The following is a 13,372-nucleotide window of genomic DNA, read 5'->3' on the forward strand; positions in this document are numbered from 1 at the left end:
AGTTACGGTCCGCCGGTGTCGATCCCGGCGAGGCGGGCGCCGTCACCGTCAGTCGTCGCTTCCGTCGCGGTCCTCGCGGTCGACGTTCCAATCGTCCTCGGCGCCGGCCTCACCGTCGTTCGCGTCGGTGTTGCCGTCGCCCGCGTCCGTCTCGCCGCCGGTACTCCCGTCCCTGCCGGGCGCCGAGCCGTCGGGGCCGTCCGCCGCGGCGTGGGCGGTCCCGTTCCCGGTATCGTTGTCGTCGCCGTCGCCGCCGTCGGTCCTGACGGCCGCGCGGGCGGTGGGGATCACGTCGAAGTCGGGTTCGACGTCGCCGAGGACGAACAGGGCGTAGTAGCGCAGGAACGTCTGGAAGGGGACCTGGATCAACAGCCCGCCGACGAACACGAGCAGGCCGTACAGGAGCACGAGCACGAGGATCACCGCCCCGGCGGCGGTCCCGCCGCCGGCCATCGCGAGGGCGAACCCGAGCGGCGCCCCGACGACCAGGAACGGGATGGCGAGCGCGATCAGCAGCAACACGAGCAGGAACCCCACGGCCATCGAGACGCCGATCCCGAGCAGGAAGGAGAGGAGGAGGTAGGCGAGAAACTCCAGGGGCTCGTCGGTCAGCGTCCCCCAGAAGCGCCGCCAGGCCGAGAGGACGCCCCGGTCCTCCGCGAGCATCACCGGGACGACGAAGACGGTCGTGAAGCCCAGCAGTACGCCGAGGACGAGGGCGCCGACGCCCAGCACCGGGATCGCGAGGAACACGACGGCCAGGATCGTCCCGTCGCTCCAGGCGGTCGGCGGCCACCCGCCCAGCGCCGCGCCGACCCCGAGCAGTATCGCCGCGGCTGCCGCGATCGACGCGACCCAAACGGTCAGCCGGAAGCCGAACAGCCGGAGGCCGCGTCGCCAGTACCGCCGGACCGACCGGCGCAGCCGGACCTCCTCGTCGCGCAGCGCGGCGACGAAGGCGAACTCCATCGTCGCCCCGACGACCGAGTACAGCAGGAAGGCGACGACCCCGACGGCGACGATCCCGAGTATCAGCGCGACCAGTTCGGGCGTCAACTCGGGCGTGATGTCGGGCGCGCCGGGGCCCGGTTCGGGGGTGTCGGTGTCGCCACCGAAGTTCGTGGTCGGGGCGCCGGGGAAGGTGAGGCCGGCGCCGCCGACGAAGAACATCACCACTGCGAGCCGGAACCACCGCACGCGGTCGACCGGCGCGAGGAACCGCTTGGTCGCCGAGATGGCGTCCGTGATATCGTCCAGGGCGACGAGGGACATACCGGGTCGGTTGTCCGCCCAGTCACATATCTCCCGTGGTCGGTTTGGCTCTCCACGAGTCCCCGGATCCCTTCACTCGGGTGCCGCCGACGGTCAGGACTCGGGGGCCACGTCGACGACGCGCATGAGCGGGTAGCCGTCCTGCACGTCCATCCGCGTCCGGACCGCGGTGCCCTCGTAGTCGATGGTCATCTCGACCTCCACGAACCGGCCGGTCAGCTCCGTGTAGTCGGCCGCGGAGTCGGCCAGCTCGGTCTCCAGTTCGTCGACCAGCACGTCGACGGTGACCGACTCGCAATAGGGCTGGTTCTCGATGGCCTCCTCCATCGCGCGAGCGAGGCTGTCGGCGCTCGCGGGGCTGACGGGCGTGCCGGCGAACTGGTGGTACAGCGACCCGAACTTGATGCCCGCCTCGAAGCAGGCCGTCTGGGCCTCGGTGGCGTCCATACCGGCCGCTGGGTCGCCCGGGAGTAATTCCCTTCGGAGCGTGGGTAGTCGCCTCGGGCGCATCTGTCGGGGTCGTGACACTCCCAGGGGGAACCGTACGTTACTTACTGGCCGGTCGCAAGGCTACACCTGAATGGACGAGCCGGTCTTACTCACAGGCGCAGGGGGTCGCGTCGGGCGGGCGGTGCTGGAGGGGCTCGCCGACGAGTACGAGTGGAAGCTGCTCCTCCACAGTCCGCCCGACGAGGAGCCCGACCACGAGTACCTCGTCGGCGACGTGACCGACGGGGAGACCGTCGCCGAGGCCATGGACGGCGTCGGGGCCGTCATCCACCTCGCCGGCGACCCGCGGCCGAGCGCGCCGTGGGACTCCGTGCTGGCGAACAACATCGACGGCACCGAGAAGATGTACGAGGCCGCCGTCGCCGAGGGCGTCGAGAAGTTCGTCTTCGCCTCCTCGAACCACGCCGTCGGCGCCTACGAGACCGACGAGCGCACCCCCGACATGTACCGCAGCGACGACGAGTTCCGCCTCGACGGCACCGAGTTCCCCCGCCCCGGCAACCACTACGGCGTCTCCAAGGCCGCCGGCGAGATCCTCGGCCGCTACTACCACGACGAGCACGGCATCTCGGTCTGCAACGTCCGCATCGGCAACCTCACGCGCGGCCACCCGCCGATCGACTACGAGCGCGGCCAGGCGATGTGGCTCTCCTACCCCGACTGCGCCCGCATCCACCGCTGCGCCCTGGAGGCCGACTACGACTTCGAGATCGTCTACGGCATCTCCGACAACGACCGCAAGTACTACTCGCTGGAGCGCGCCCGCGAGGCGCTGGGCTACGACCCCCAGGACAACTCCGCCGAGTGGGACGGCGACGACCACGTCGCCGACTACGAGCGCGACGCGTAGCGACGGTCTGCGGGCGGGAGACCGCCGACTACTCGGACCGAAGAGTTCCCGACGCGGGTCCGCGGTCGGCGACCGCGGAGTGGCGGTCAGTTCCGTTTGGTTCGCACGTCGCCCTTGTCGCGGGTCTTGTCCTCGCAGTTCGGGCAGACGCGGGGCTGGTCCATCCCGTTCGGCGCGAACACGCGAACGTACGATTTCGTCACGACGGCGTCGCAGTTCCGGCAAGTGGGCACACCGGTACGAGTGCGAACAGACTGATAACGCTTGTTTTCGGTCACTCGGTGGTCGTGTCGATCCCGAGCGCCCGGTTCAGCCCGCAGAAGCAGGTCACCGCGTTGATCCCCAGACCGAGCGCGGCGACGCCCAGCAGGAGGCCACGCGAGCGCCTGCCGCTCGCGAGCGCCTTCACCGCGACGACGGTCAGCAGTACTGCGACGATCCCGCGGGCGATGCGGTCGCGTCCGCCGACGTTGGATTCCATACGCGACCGTAGGGGCGCCACCGTCTCAAAGCCACCGGCGGGAGTCCGTCCCGACCGTAGAGCGGCGCCGCTCAGTCCTCGACGACATCGGCGTCGGGCGCGTTAGCCATTACGCTACGCATCCCCTTCTCGGCGTTGTGCCTGCGGGTGTAGCCCTCGCCGCTGGACGCGATGACGTTGCCGTTGCGGTGGACGAGCCGCCAGCGCCACTCGTCGGCCCGGTCGCGGAACAGCTCGAAGCGGGCCTGGCTCACGACCGGCGCCGCGGCCGCGACGGGCGACTCGACTTCCTCGCCGTCGGAGACGGGCTCGTCCAGCTCGTCCTCGTCCCCGGTGTCCGCCTCGTCTCCGTCCCCAGTCTCGCTCTCCTCGCCGGTGTCGACCCCTGCCGCGGCGACCGTCGCCGTCTCCACCGCCGGGCGGTCGTCGTCCGCTCCGTCCTCCGGGTCGGACTCCGACTCGTCCGTGTCGCCGGCGTCACCGGCCGCGACGGCCTCGGGCGTCGCGGGCTCGTCGTCGGGCCCCCACTCCAGTTCGACCTCGATCTCGACCTCGTCGTCCTCGCGCTCGTACTCGACCTCGAACTCGAAGCTGTCGGGGACCGCCACGGCGAGCGCGTCCTCGCCCTCGCCGAGCGCCACCGCGCCGGCGTCGACCCCGTCCGCGAGGCCCCGGAGGACCGCGGCCGCCTCGGCCCGCGTGGCTGTCCGCTCGCTCTCGAACGCCTCACCGGCGTCGTCCGGTTCGTCTACGGACTCCTCGCCTGACGGCTCGTCGGTCGCATGGTCGTCGGACATGGGTCAAGGTAGGGCGTCCGCGCGGAAAACAGTTGACCGCGAACGGTCGCGGGTGGCGTCGACCGGGGAGGGTGCGGCAGTTCACCCCTCGTCGAACAGCCCGTCCACGTCGGACTCGCGGTGCTCCCGGCGGTCGACGTGCTCGGAGAGTCGCTGGGCGACGATCGCCCGGCTGTCCGGATCGCGGACGAAGTCCAGCAGGAAGGTGACGAACCGGCTGCCCTCCTCGCCCGCTTCGAGGTCTGCGCGGGCGTACTCGACCGCGCGCTCGATGGCGTCCTCGTCGTACCCCAGGTCCTCGGCGAGCACCTCGGCGGCGACGGCCGCCCCCTCGAAGTCCAGGTCGGCGAGCGCGAGCGGTTCGCCCTTGTAGGTGAGCGCCGGGGCCGGCGCTCGCTCGATGCGTTCCGGGTCCCGGGCGAGGTCGGCGAGGGACTCGCGGACGCGGCCGACGTTCACGCCGCGGTAGTCTGCGGGGAGGTCCGCAAGGTACTCGCCCGCGCTCTCTGCGAGGCCGACGGCGCCCGACCAGTTGCGCTCGCGGGCGTGGTGGACGGCCGCGGTGAACTGGATGAGCCCGTGGAGAAAGCGCTCGTCGTCGCCCTCGTCGAGGGCGAGCCACCGCTGTTCCCAGGCGTCGTGGGCCGCGTGGTAGTGGCCGGCGTTGTAGACGGCGACGCCCGCCTGCAACTGCGCGTCCATGGGAACGGGTCGGGTCGCCGGGGCGAAAACACCTACGGGCCGGCGTCGTCGGGGGCATCTCCCGCCGCGTCGCCGTCCGTGCCGTCGGTGTCGACGCCCCCCATCGCGGCCGTCCGGATGTCGCCCTCGGTTTCGGCCTCGTAGTGGCGGACGAGGGCGTTGACGAAGGCGAACTTCAGCGCCATCGAGAGGGCGGTCAACACGGCGGTCGACCGCGGCTTGCGGCGGTAGGCGGCGTACAGCGCGCCGATAGTCACCGGGAGCGTCGCGGCGTCGAGCGACCGGAGGACGGCGCCGTGTTTGCCGTGGTCGACCCAGTAGCGCTCGGCCTGGATCACGTCGCTGGTCCAGGCCTGGGCGTCGTCGGGCTGGGGGAGCACGACCGGGTTGACTGCGATGGCCGCGACCGCCGCGACCAGCAGGCGCCTGCGCCGCGTCAGGACGGCGTACACCAGCACCGGGAACGCGAACACGCGCGTCCACCCGCTCCAGGGGTTGGCGTGGCGCTCCCAGAGGAACTCTGCGACCCGTTCCGATGGCACTGTGGTCGACACGCGAGTGACTTGGTAGCAGACCGCAATAAGCGTGGGGTCCGACGCGGCGACGGCGCAACTGTCAGTCGCGGTCGCCGCCCTCTGGGTCGGCCGAGTCGCCGTGCTCGGCGGTGAGTCCATCCAGTTCGCCCTCGTAGCGCCGGACCAGCGCGTCGACGAACGCGAGTTTCAGCGTCATCGCCAGCGCGCCCGCGACCGTGGCGCCGCCCACGTCGCGGCGATAGGCGGCGTAGACCGCGTACAGTGTCGCCACTCCGTTCCCGACGTTGAGCAACTGGAGCGCGCCCAGGTCGTCGCCGCTCGCCCGCCAGCGCCGCTCGGCGAGGACGACCTTCGTCATCCACGCGTCGGCGTCGTCCGGTTTCGGGAAGAGAACCGGGTTGAACAGGGTGAACGCGACCGTCGCCGCGAGCAGCCGCCACCGTCGGTGATACACCGCGTACAGCAGCGCAGGCAGCGTCAGCGTCCGCGACCACCCGCTCCAGGGATTGGCGTGGCGTTCCCAGAACGTCCGCTCGGCCCGCCCGCGTATCGACTCGTCCATACCGTGAGTTCGCGGGCGGGCCCGAAAAGGGGCGGGCCGCGCCGGCTACAGGTCCTCGACGAGTTCGATCCCCCAGCCCTCCGGACCGGTGATAAAGGCGACGCGGGAGTCGAACTCGTCCATCGTGATCGGTCCGTCGTCGACCCGGTCGTCGTCCAGGGATTCGACCGCGGCGTCCACGTCGTCGACCGTGAGCGCGACGTGCTCGAAGTCGCCCGTCTCGACGGGCCCGTCGGCCGCGACTAGCTGGAGCGCGGCGGGGTCGTCGGTGTCCTCGTCGGCGGGGTCGCCCACGAAGACGTTCCGGGTGCCGTCGTCGGTCTCGAACTCCCGCAGGACCTCGTAGCCCAGCAGGTCCGCGTAGAAGTCGACGTTCGTCTCCACGTCCTCAACGCGCAGCGCGGTGTGTCGGAGTGTCATCGAGCGATCCGTCGGAGAGCGAGGGGTTAAACGCTCCGCGACGGACCGGATCGTCCGGGAAAACACCTACTCCTCGCGGTCGGTCCAGAAGTCGAACGAGCGCCCGGGGACGAAGATATCGAGGCCGACGGCGGTCTCGTCGCCCTCGTTCGCCACGCGGTGGGACTCCCAGGGGTCGAGCCGCACCGAATCGTACCGTTCGAGGCGCTCGCTGGCCTCGTCGGTGTGGACGGTGAGTTCGCCGTCGAGAACGAGACACACCTGGCCGTTCTCGTGGTCGTGCATCGGCGACGAGTGGCCGGGCGGCTTCTCGAACCATTCGAGGCTCACGTCGTCGTCGCCCGCCAGCGCGACGCGGCGCCACCCCTCGTCGGGTTCGTACGTCTCCGCATCGTCGAAGCTGACTCGCTCCATACCCCGAAGTCGGCCGCCCGCGACTAATCTCTGGGGCAATCGGCCTCCCCGACCGCGTCGGTTCCCCGGTGCGGCTACTCGAACCACTTAAATGATTCGCCCCACTGCCGGCCGTGAAGCGCGGCTGTGGGGTATACCCTCTTTGCACTGCTATCGGGAGGTATGACGGACGTAGATACCGTCCACGACACGGACAGGCACTCGAACGACGGACCGACGGAGGGGCGCGACCCCGTGCCGGCGGTGGCCGACTGGCTGCTGGGGCTCGTCGCCGGCGCGATCGGACTCGTCCTGTCGGCGGTCGGTGTCGGACTGTACGCCCGCGTCGACCGGGCCTTCCTCACCGACTTCGTCACCAGCGAGGAGGTGGAGGTGAACGGGATCACGCCGGCGGAGGCCATCACCGCCGGGGTGCCGTTCGTCGACTGGCTCGCGGCCGGCCTCGTCGTGACCGGGCTCGTGCTGGTCGGCGCCGCCGCGGCGTTCGTCGTCGCGCGCCGGCGCACCCGCCGCCGGGTCGACCGCGAGGGCGGCACGACCGCGACCTTCCGGGCCTGTGCCGTCTACGGCGCTGCGGTGACGGCCCTGGTCTCGTTCGTCCCGGGGTCGGCCATCGCTGGCGGCGGCACCGCAGCGTACCTCCTCGGTGACGACGACGCCGGCGTGCGCGTCGGCGCCGCCGCCGGCCTGGTCGGGTGGGCGCTGACGGCCCCGCTGCTCGTCTTCGTCGCCGGCGGGTTCCTCGCCGGCGCCGACGCGATCGGCCAACTGGCGGGCGGCGCCGTCCTCGTCGCCGTCATCGTCGCCGGCGAACTCCTGGCGCTGGCGATCAACGCCGCGCTCGGCGGCGTCGGCGGCTGGCTGGCTACCGAACTCGTCTGACGCCGCGACTCGGCGGACGGACGCACCACTCGGGGAGTTGCGTCGGGAAGGAAACGTCCGAGCGGAGATTCGAACTCGCCGAGACGTTCCGGGCGTGCGGCCTCACTCCGTTCGGCCGTTCCGGGACTGCGACTCGCCTGCACAAATCTCCTCGGGGCGTTTCCTCGCGCCACGGTGACGGGCACACGCTACGCTATGCGGTGCTCGTCGGGAAGGGCCGCGAGAAACGTCCGAGCGGAGATTCGAACTCCGGTCCCTGGCTCCGCAAGCCAAGAGGATAGTCCACTACCCTACCCGGACTCACTCCTACGTACCGCGGTTGATTGTAAAGGGGTTACGATCCGTCCGGGCAGTGTCAAAGGGTCGCTTGACCGTCGACAAGGCCCTTTATCGGGACGCACCTCCCTCCGGTCGTGAAGCGACGCGCCCTCCTCCGCGGCCTCGGCGCCGCGGGCACGCTCGCCCTGACCGGCTGCCTGTCCGACGGATCGGACGGAGAACCGACCGATACCGACGGACCGGCCGATACGGCCACTCCGACCGACACGTCGGCCGGCGGTCCCCCGGACACCGACCGGCCGACGGCGACGCCGACCGACCGGGCCGGCGACACCGTGACCGAACCCGACCCCGACGGGACCGACGACCCGAGCGCCACGCCGAGCGACGCGCCGGCCGAGACGGCGAGCGAAACCCCCGACGGCGAGCCGTCGGCGACGCCCGGCGGCGTGGCGGACTCGTCGCTCGAAGTCACCGACAGCGGCTGTGGCACCCAGGCCGACGAGGCGTCGGTCGACTTCGACGGGAGCGACGGGACGGTCACCGTGACCGGGACCATCTGGGGGTCGGACGCCTGCTACACGGCGGTCCTGTCGGACGTGCGTCTCGACGGCGACGCGGCGACCGTCGTCGTCGGCTCGGAGTCTGACGCCGGCACGGACACGATGTGCGCCCAGTGCATCACGGAGATCGACTACGAGGCGACGGTCGCGTTCGACGGCGCGCTCCCCCGGGAGGTCACCGTGGTCCACGCCCACGACGGCGAGGACACGCGCGTCACGTCGACGACGCGATAGCAAAGCGGGAGGCGGCATCGAGCGCGACTCCGGGAGCGGCGGACCCCCGTCGCGCCGTTACCCCTCGGCCTCGACGCCGTACTCGCGCAGTTTCGACTCGAACGCCTCGACGCCGTCGAGGGTCGGCACGTCGTGGTCGGCGGCGTCGTCGCGCTTGGTCTGCCCGGGGTCCTCGCCGGCGACGAGGAAGTCGGTGTTGCTGGAGACGCTGCTCGTCGCGGAGCCGCCCGCCCGCTCGACCAGATCCTGCGCCTCGCCGCGGGTGTAGCCGTCCAGCGAGCCGGTGAAGACGAACGTGAGTCCGTCCAGCGCGTCGCCGGTCTCCGTCTCGGCTTCCTGCGGGTCGACGTGTTCGAGCAGGCGGTCGAGCACGTCGCGGTTGGCCTCGCTGTGGAAGAAGTCCCGGATCTCGTGAGCGACGGTCGGCCCCACGTCCTCGACGGCCTGCAGGTCGTCCTCGGAGGCCTCGCGGACCGCCTCGAAGCTACCGAAGTGGCGGGCGAGCGACGCTGCGACGGTTTCGCCCACTTCGGGGATGCCGATGGCGGTGAGGAAGTCGGCCAGCGGCGGTTCGCGGGCGTCGTCGAGTTCGCCGACCAGGTTCTCGGCGCTTTTCGCCCCCCACCCCTCCAGGTCGGTCAGGTCGTCGACGCTCAGCTCGTAGAGGTCGGCCACGTCGTCGACGAGGCCGGCGTCGAGCAACTGCTGGACGCGCTCCTCGCCGACGCCCTCGATATCGAGGCCCTTCCGGGAGGCGTAGTGCTGGACCGACCGCTCGCGCTGGGCGCGACAGCCCAGCCCGCCCGAGCAGAAGGCCATCGGGCCGTCGCGCTCGACGGCGCTACCGCAGACCGGGCACGTCTCGGGGAACTCGAAGTGGCCGCCGCCGGCGGGGTCGGTGACCTCGGCGACCTCGGGGATCACGTCGCCCGCGCGGCGGACGCGCACCTCGTCGCCGACGCCGACGCCCAGCCGCTCGATCTCGGCGGGGTTGTGCAGGGAGGCCCTGGAGACGGTGACGCCGCCCACCTCGACGGGATCCAGCAGCGCGACGGGGGTCAGCCGGCCGGTCCGTCCGACCTGGACGACCACGTCGCGGACCGTCGTGTGCTCGCTGCGGGCGGGGAACTTGTAGGCGAACGCCCAGCGGGGCGCCCGCGAGGTGGTCCCCAGTTCGTCGCAGGCGTCGGTGTCGTTCACCGAGATCACGACGCCGTCGATCTCGTAGTCCAACTCGTCCCGTTCGTCCAGGCGGGCGTCGCGGTAGTCGAGGGCGGCCTCGATGTCGTCGACGAGTTCGGTCTTCTCGCAGACGCGGAGCCCCCACTCGGGGAGGGTCTCGTGCATCTCCCAGCGGGTGTCGAACTCGGCGCCCGCCAGCACGTCGAAGAAGAATATCGAGAGGGGGCGCTCCGCCGTCACGGAGGGGTCCAGTTGCCGGAGCGTCCCGGCGGCGGCGTTGCGGGGGTTGGCGAACGGGTCGTCGCCCCGCTCGACGAGTTCGCGGTTGTACGCCTGGAAGGCGGGTTTGGGCATGTACACCTCGCCCCGCACCGCGAGGAAGTCGGGGTGGTCGCCCCGCAGGCGCTGGGGGACGCTGGGGATGGTACGGACGTTCTCGGTCACGTCGTCGCCGACCTCGCCGTCGCCGCGGGTCGCCGCCCGCCGGAAGACGCCGTCCTCGTAGACGACCTCCACCGAGAGGCCGTCGAACTTCGGCTCGCAGTAGTACGCGAGTTCCCCGTCCCAGTCGGCCGATTCGAGCCCCTCGCGGACGCGCCGGTCGAACTCCCGCACGTCCTCGGCGTCGCCGCCCTGGTCGATGGAACGCATCGGCGCGACGTGCTCCACGTCGGGGAGTTCGTCCCGCGGCGCGCCACCCACCCGCTGGGTCGGGCTGTCCGCGGTCTGCAGGTCGAACGCCTCCTCCAGGTCGCGCAGCCGCGAGAAGAGGGCGTCGTACGTCCGGTCGTCGATAGCGGGGTCGTTCTCGACGTAGTAGCGGTGGTCGTGGTAGCGGATCGCCCCGCGCAACTGCTCGGCCTGGGCCTCGGCGTCGGACTCCGACAGGTCCTCGACCGGGTCGAAGTCGGTCGACGGCTCGGCGAGATAGGGGTCGTCGGCTGACGGGTCGGCCGCGTCGTCGCTCATTGCCCGACTCTCGCGGCGGCACCCTCTTTGCAGGTTCGGTGCCGGACCGGGGCCGTCCCGCCGCTCACTCGGGGGCGCTCACTTTCCAGGTCGTACTGGACGAGCGGCCCCACTGTTCGATCGTCACGTCGTCGGCCCGGTCGGCGAGGATGCCCATGTTGATCCCGACCTCCTTGCTGGAGAGGTCGAGCTCCTCGGCGACGTACTTGGCCTTCAGGTAGGCGGTCCCGTCGACGCGCTCCAGCAGGTACGCGAGCAGTCGCGACTGGGTCTCCGACAGCGACGGTCGCGCGAGCGGTCGGTCCCGGCGGGCAGGCGTCGGCATAGCCGGGGATCCGCGGCCGACCACTATCGTTATGCAGTCGATTCACTCGTTCCGGTCGCGAGAATCGGCGTTATACGCCGCCTAGTCGTCGCCCAGCACGCCCTCGGCGACAGCCATGTCCTCCACGTCGGGGTCGTCCTCCGTCGCCCGGAGGACGAACCGCTTGCGCACCAGGTCGGCGGCGTACAGTGCGGTCCCGGCGATGATCATCGTGTCGCCGGGCAGCCGCGCCCAGAACAGGGTCTGGATAATGGGTCGTTCGTAGAACGCGAGGCTGCGGCCGGCGTCGTAGCTGGCGGTGAAGATGGCCTCCAGCTGGAGGAATCCCACGGGCAGGACGGAGACGAACACCATCAGCGCGAGGCCGACGTTCCACAGCCAGAACGCGCCGCGCAGCCAGGAGCCGTCCCAGCGCTCGGGCTCGATGGCGATGCGCAACATGTAGGTGACCATCCCCAGCGCGAGGAAGCCGAAGGCGCCGAACATCGCCGCGTGGGCGTGGCCGACCGTGAGGTAGGTGCCGTGCTCGTAGTAGTTGATCAGCGGGAGGTTGATGAAGAAACCCAGCACCCCCGCGCCGACGAAGTTCCAGAACCCGCTGGCGACGATGAACAGGAAGGGGAGCCGGTAGGGGAACGGGTCGCTCCCGGAGTGCATCGCGCGGTACTGGCCGATGGCCTCGTAGAGGATGAACACCAGCGGGATCAGTTCCAGCGTCGAGAAGACGCTCCCGATGGGCACCCACAGGTCGGGCATCCCGATCCACCAGTAGTGATGCGAGACGCCGATGACACCGGTCGACATCACGAGCAGCGCCTGGAGCATGACCGCCTTCTCGGCGCTCCTGCGCGTCAGGAGGTTCATCGACACCAGCGTCAGGCCGACGATGGCGACGATGAAGAACTCGAAGGCCCCCTCGACCCACATGTGGACGACCCACCAGCGCCAGAACTCCGTGACGGCGATGTTGGTCTCGGGGGTGAACAGGAACCCCGCCGTGAACAGCAGGGCGATGGAGCCGCCGGCGTAGAGGATCATGTGGGCGAGCCCGTAGACCGGTTCGCTGTCGAGCATGGGCTTGAGCCCGCGGATCGAGAGGGCGGCCCAGGCGAGGAACCCGGCGAGTAGCCCCGCCTGCCAGACCTTCCCCACTTCGAGGTACTCCAGGCCCTCGTTGCCGATCAGCCACCACAGCGCGCCGTCGAGGTAGCCCTGCGCGCCGAGCCAGATGCCCGCCATGCCGCCGACGGTGACGACGACGACCGCGCCCAGCAGGGCGTTGACGAACGTCGACTGTCGCTTGGGTTCGTGGCCCGTAAGGAGGGGCGGGAGGAACAGGCCCGCGCCCAGCCACGTCGCCGCGATCCAGAGGATCCCCAGGTCGATGTGCCAGGTCTTCGCGAGGGCGAAGGGCAGCAACTGGAGGATGTGGACGCCGAAGACCTCCTCGATGCCGAAGAAGCCGGCGCGTTCGATGTAGAAGTGCGCCAGGAGGCCGCCGAGCAACACCTGCGCGAGGAACAGCCCCGCCGCGACCGGGACGAACCGCAGGGCCGCGCGCTGGCTCGGGAAGACGCTCACGTCGCCGGGTTCGGGGACGGAGATGCCCTCGGCGGAGGGCTCGGGGAGCCGGACCGACTTGTAGAGCCAGATGCCGGCGCCGGCGCCGCCGACGAGCAGGACCATCGCGATGACGCTCCAGGTCATCGCGGCGGCGGTGGCGTCGTTGCCGGCGGCGGGCTGGTAGGGCCAGTCGTTCGTGTAGGAGTGGTCGCCCGCCGGCCGGTCGGTGTGGGAGAACCACGCCGTCCACAGCGCGAAGTCGGCGAACTGTCGGGCCTCGGTCTCGTCGTCGATCATGTTCGCGGGCACGCCGCGGGCGTGGTCGCCCTCGTGGTAGCGCTCGACGTATTCCTCCCGGACCTGCTCGTGGGCGTACACCTCGGCGGCGGAGTACTCGATGGCGCCGCCCCCGTAGGACTCGTCGAGATCCTGCTCGACGTCGTCGCTGACGGCGGCCTGCTCAGCGGAGTCGAGTTCGTCGTACTCGCTCCCGTAGCGCTCGCGGGCGTAGTAGTCCCGCATGTGTTCGACTTTCAGGTCGAGCGTGTCGGCGGTGTAGTCGGCGCCGTAGTAGGCGCCGTTGCCGAGGATAGAGCCGTGGTTCATCAGCCCGTCGCGCTGGAAGGCCTTCTTGCCTTCGCGGATGTCGGTGCCCGTCATCACCGTCTCCCCGTCGGGACCGACGACCTCCTCGGGGATCGGCGGCGCCTCCTGGTAGGCCAGCCAGGCGCCGCCGGCCATCACCACCAGGTTGAACACGAAGACGGCTGCCAGTATCTTCGCTATCGTCGAACGCTTGACTTCCATGTGCGAGCGTCCGCCCTCCGCACT

Annotated in this window: 16 protein-coding genes and 1 tRNA gene; 3 read left to right on the forward strand and 14 right to left on the reverse strand. The window is 70.6% G+C overall.

From position 1 onward, the window contains the following. Nucleotides 1-48 precede the first annotated feature (48 nt). Together ACMGFI_RS05695 and ACMGFI_RS05700 are read right to left on the reverse strand one after the other, a co-directional pair. Nucleotides 49-1,272, reverse strand: a complete 1,224-nt coding sequence (locus tag ACMGFI_RS05695; protein WP_436908045.1) for a DUF7544 domain-containing protein — start codon at nucleotides 1,270-1,272, stop codon at nucleotides 49-51. Nucleotides 1,273-1,365: 93 nt separating this feature from the next. Then, complete coding sequence (locus ACMGFI_RS05700) at nucleotides 1,366-1,719, reverse strand: dihydroneopterin aldolase family protein (RefSeq protein ID WP_436908047.1); 354 nt, start codon at nucleotides 1,717-1,719, stop codon at nucleotides 1,366-1,368. Between the two features lie 133 nt (nucleotides 1,720-1,852). On the opposite strand from ACMGFI_RS05700, the gene azf reads away from it, so the two are divergent. Then, nucleotides 1,853-2,632, forward strand: a complete 780-nt coding sequence (gene azf / locus ACMGFI_RS05705; protein ID WP_436908048.1) for an NAD-dependent glucose-6-phosphate dehydrogenase Azf — start codon at nucleotides 1,853-1,855, stop codon at nucleotides 2,630-2,632. A gap of 86 nt (nucleotides 2,633-2,718) precedes the next feature. Here the strand turns inward: azf and ACMGFI_RS05710 are convergent, their stop codons facing one another. From ACMGFI_RS05710 to ACMGFI_RS05745, 8 genes are all read right to left on the reverse strand, one after another. Then, complete coding sequence (locus ACMGFI_RS05710; protein ID WP_167837492.1) at nucleotides 2,719-2,865, reverse strand: DUF7563 family protein; 147 nt, start codon at nucleotides 2,863-2,865, stop codon at nucleotides 2,719-2,721. Between the two features lie 41 nt (nucleotides 2,866-2,906). Next, complete coding sequence (locus ACMGFI_RS05715) at nucleotides 2,907-3,113, reverse strand: YgaP-like transmembrane domain (protein ID WP_436908049.1); 207 nt, start codon at nucleotides 3,111-3,113, stop codon at nucleotides 2,907-2,909. Nucleotides 3,114-3,184: 71 nt separating this feature from the next. After that, nucleotides 3,185-3,910, reverse strand: coding sequence for an HVO_2922 family protein (locus tag ACMGFI_RS05720; RefSeq protein WP_436908050.1), 726 nt, complete (start codon nucleotides 3,908-3,910; stop codon nucleotides 3,185-3,187). A gap of 81 nt (nucleotides 3,911-3,991) precedes the next feature. Then, nucleotides 3,992-4,612, reverse strand: a complete 621-nt coding sequence (locus tag ACMGFI_RS05725) for a DUF309 domain-containing protein (protein ID WP_436908052.1) — start codon at nucleotides 4,610-4,612, stop codon at nucleotides 3,992-3,994. Between the two features lie 32 nt (nucleotides 4,613-4,644). Next, nucleotides 4,645-5,166, reverse strand: a complete 522-nt coding sequence (locus ACMGFI_RS05730; RefSeq protein ID WP_436908054.1) for a DUF6653 family protein — start codon at nucleotides 5,164-5,166, stop codon at nucleotides 4,645-4,647. Nucleotides 5,167-5,227: 61 nt separating this feature from the next. Continuing rightward, on the reverse strand, nucleotides 5,228-5,710 hold the full coding sequence (locus tag ACMGFI_RS05735) for a DUF6653 family protein (RefSeq protein WP_436908055.1): 483 nt from the start codon (nucleotides 5,708-5,710) through the stop codon (nucleotides 5,228-5,230). A gap of 45 nt (nucleotides 5,711-5,755) precedes the next feature. Beyond that, complete coding sequence (locus tag ACMGFI_RS05740) at nucleotides 5,756-6,130, reverse strand: VOC family protein (RefSeq protein WP_436908057.1); 375 nt, start codon at nucleotides 6,128-6,130, stop codon at nucleotides 5,756-5,758. Nucleotides 6,131-6,196: 66 nt separating this feature from the next. Next, nucleotides 6,197-6,544, reverse strand: coding sequence for a cupin domain-containing protein (locus ACMGFI_RS05745; RefSeq protein ID WP_436908058.1), 348 nt, complete (start codon nucleotides 6,542-6,544; stop codon nucleotides 6,197-6,199). Nucleotides 6,545-6,706: 162 nt separating this feature from the next. Here ACMGFI_RS05745 and ACMGFI_RS05750 point away from each other — a divergent pair, with 162 nt between their 5' ends. Then, nucleotides 6,707-7,426: a DUF5518 domain-containing protein gene (locus ACMGFI_RS05750; RefSeq protein WP_436908060.1), complete on the forward strand. Its 720-nt coding sequence runs from the start codon at nucleotides 6,707-6,709 to the stop codon at nucleotides 7,424-7,426. A 227-nt stretch (nucleotides 7,427-7,653) separates the two neighbouring features. Here the strand turns inward: ACMGFI_RS05750 and ACMGFI_RS05755 are convergent. After that, nucleotides 7,654-7,726, reverse strand: a tRNA-Arg gene (locus ACMGFI_RS05755). A 113-nt stretch (nucleotides 7,727-7,839) separates the two neighbouring features. Here ACMGFI_RS05755 and ACMGFI_RS05760 point away from each other — a divergent pair. Continuing rightward, a complete protein-coding gene (locus ACMGFI_RS05760) occupies nucleotides 7,840-8,502 on the forward strand; it encodes a hypothetical protein (RefSeq protein WP_436908061.1) in 663 nt (220 codons plus the stop codon). A 57-nt stretch (nucleotides 8,503-8,559) separates the two neighbouring features. Here the strand turns inward: ACMGFI_RS05760 and ligA are convergent, their stop codons facing one another. From ligA to ACMGFI_RS05775, 3 genes are all read right to left on the reverse strand, one after another. Next, nucleotides 8,560-10,653, reverse strand: a complete 2,094-nt coding sequence (ligA, locus tag ACMGFI_RS05765) for an NAD-dependent DNA ligase LigA (RefSeq protein WP_436908064.1) — start codon at nucleotides 10,651-10,653, stop codon at nucleotides 8,560-8,562. Between the two features lie 64 nt (nucleotides 10,654-10,717). Continuing rightward, nucleotides 10,718-10,978 (reverse strand): DUF7123 family protein, encoded by a 261-nt coding sequence (locus tag ACMGFI_RS05770; protein ID WP_436908065.1) that lies wholly within the window; start codon nucleotides 10,976-10,978, stop codon nucleotides 10,718-10,720. Nucleotides 10,979-11,059: 81 nt separating this feature from the next. Next, complete coding sequence (locus ACMGFI_RS05775; protein WP_436908066.1) at nucleotides 11,060-13,348, reverse strand: nitric-oxide reductase large subunit; 2,289 nt, start codon at nucleotides 13,346-13,348, stop codon at nucleotides 11,060-11,062. Nucleotides 13,349-13,372: the final 24 nt, after the last annotated feature.

Source organism: Halosimplex marinum (genome assembly GCF_051414075.1).
Classification (GTDB): domain Archaea; phylum Halobacteriota; class Halobacteria; order Halobacteriales; family Haloarculaceae; genus Halosimplex; species Halosimplex marinum.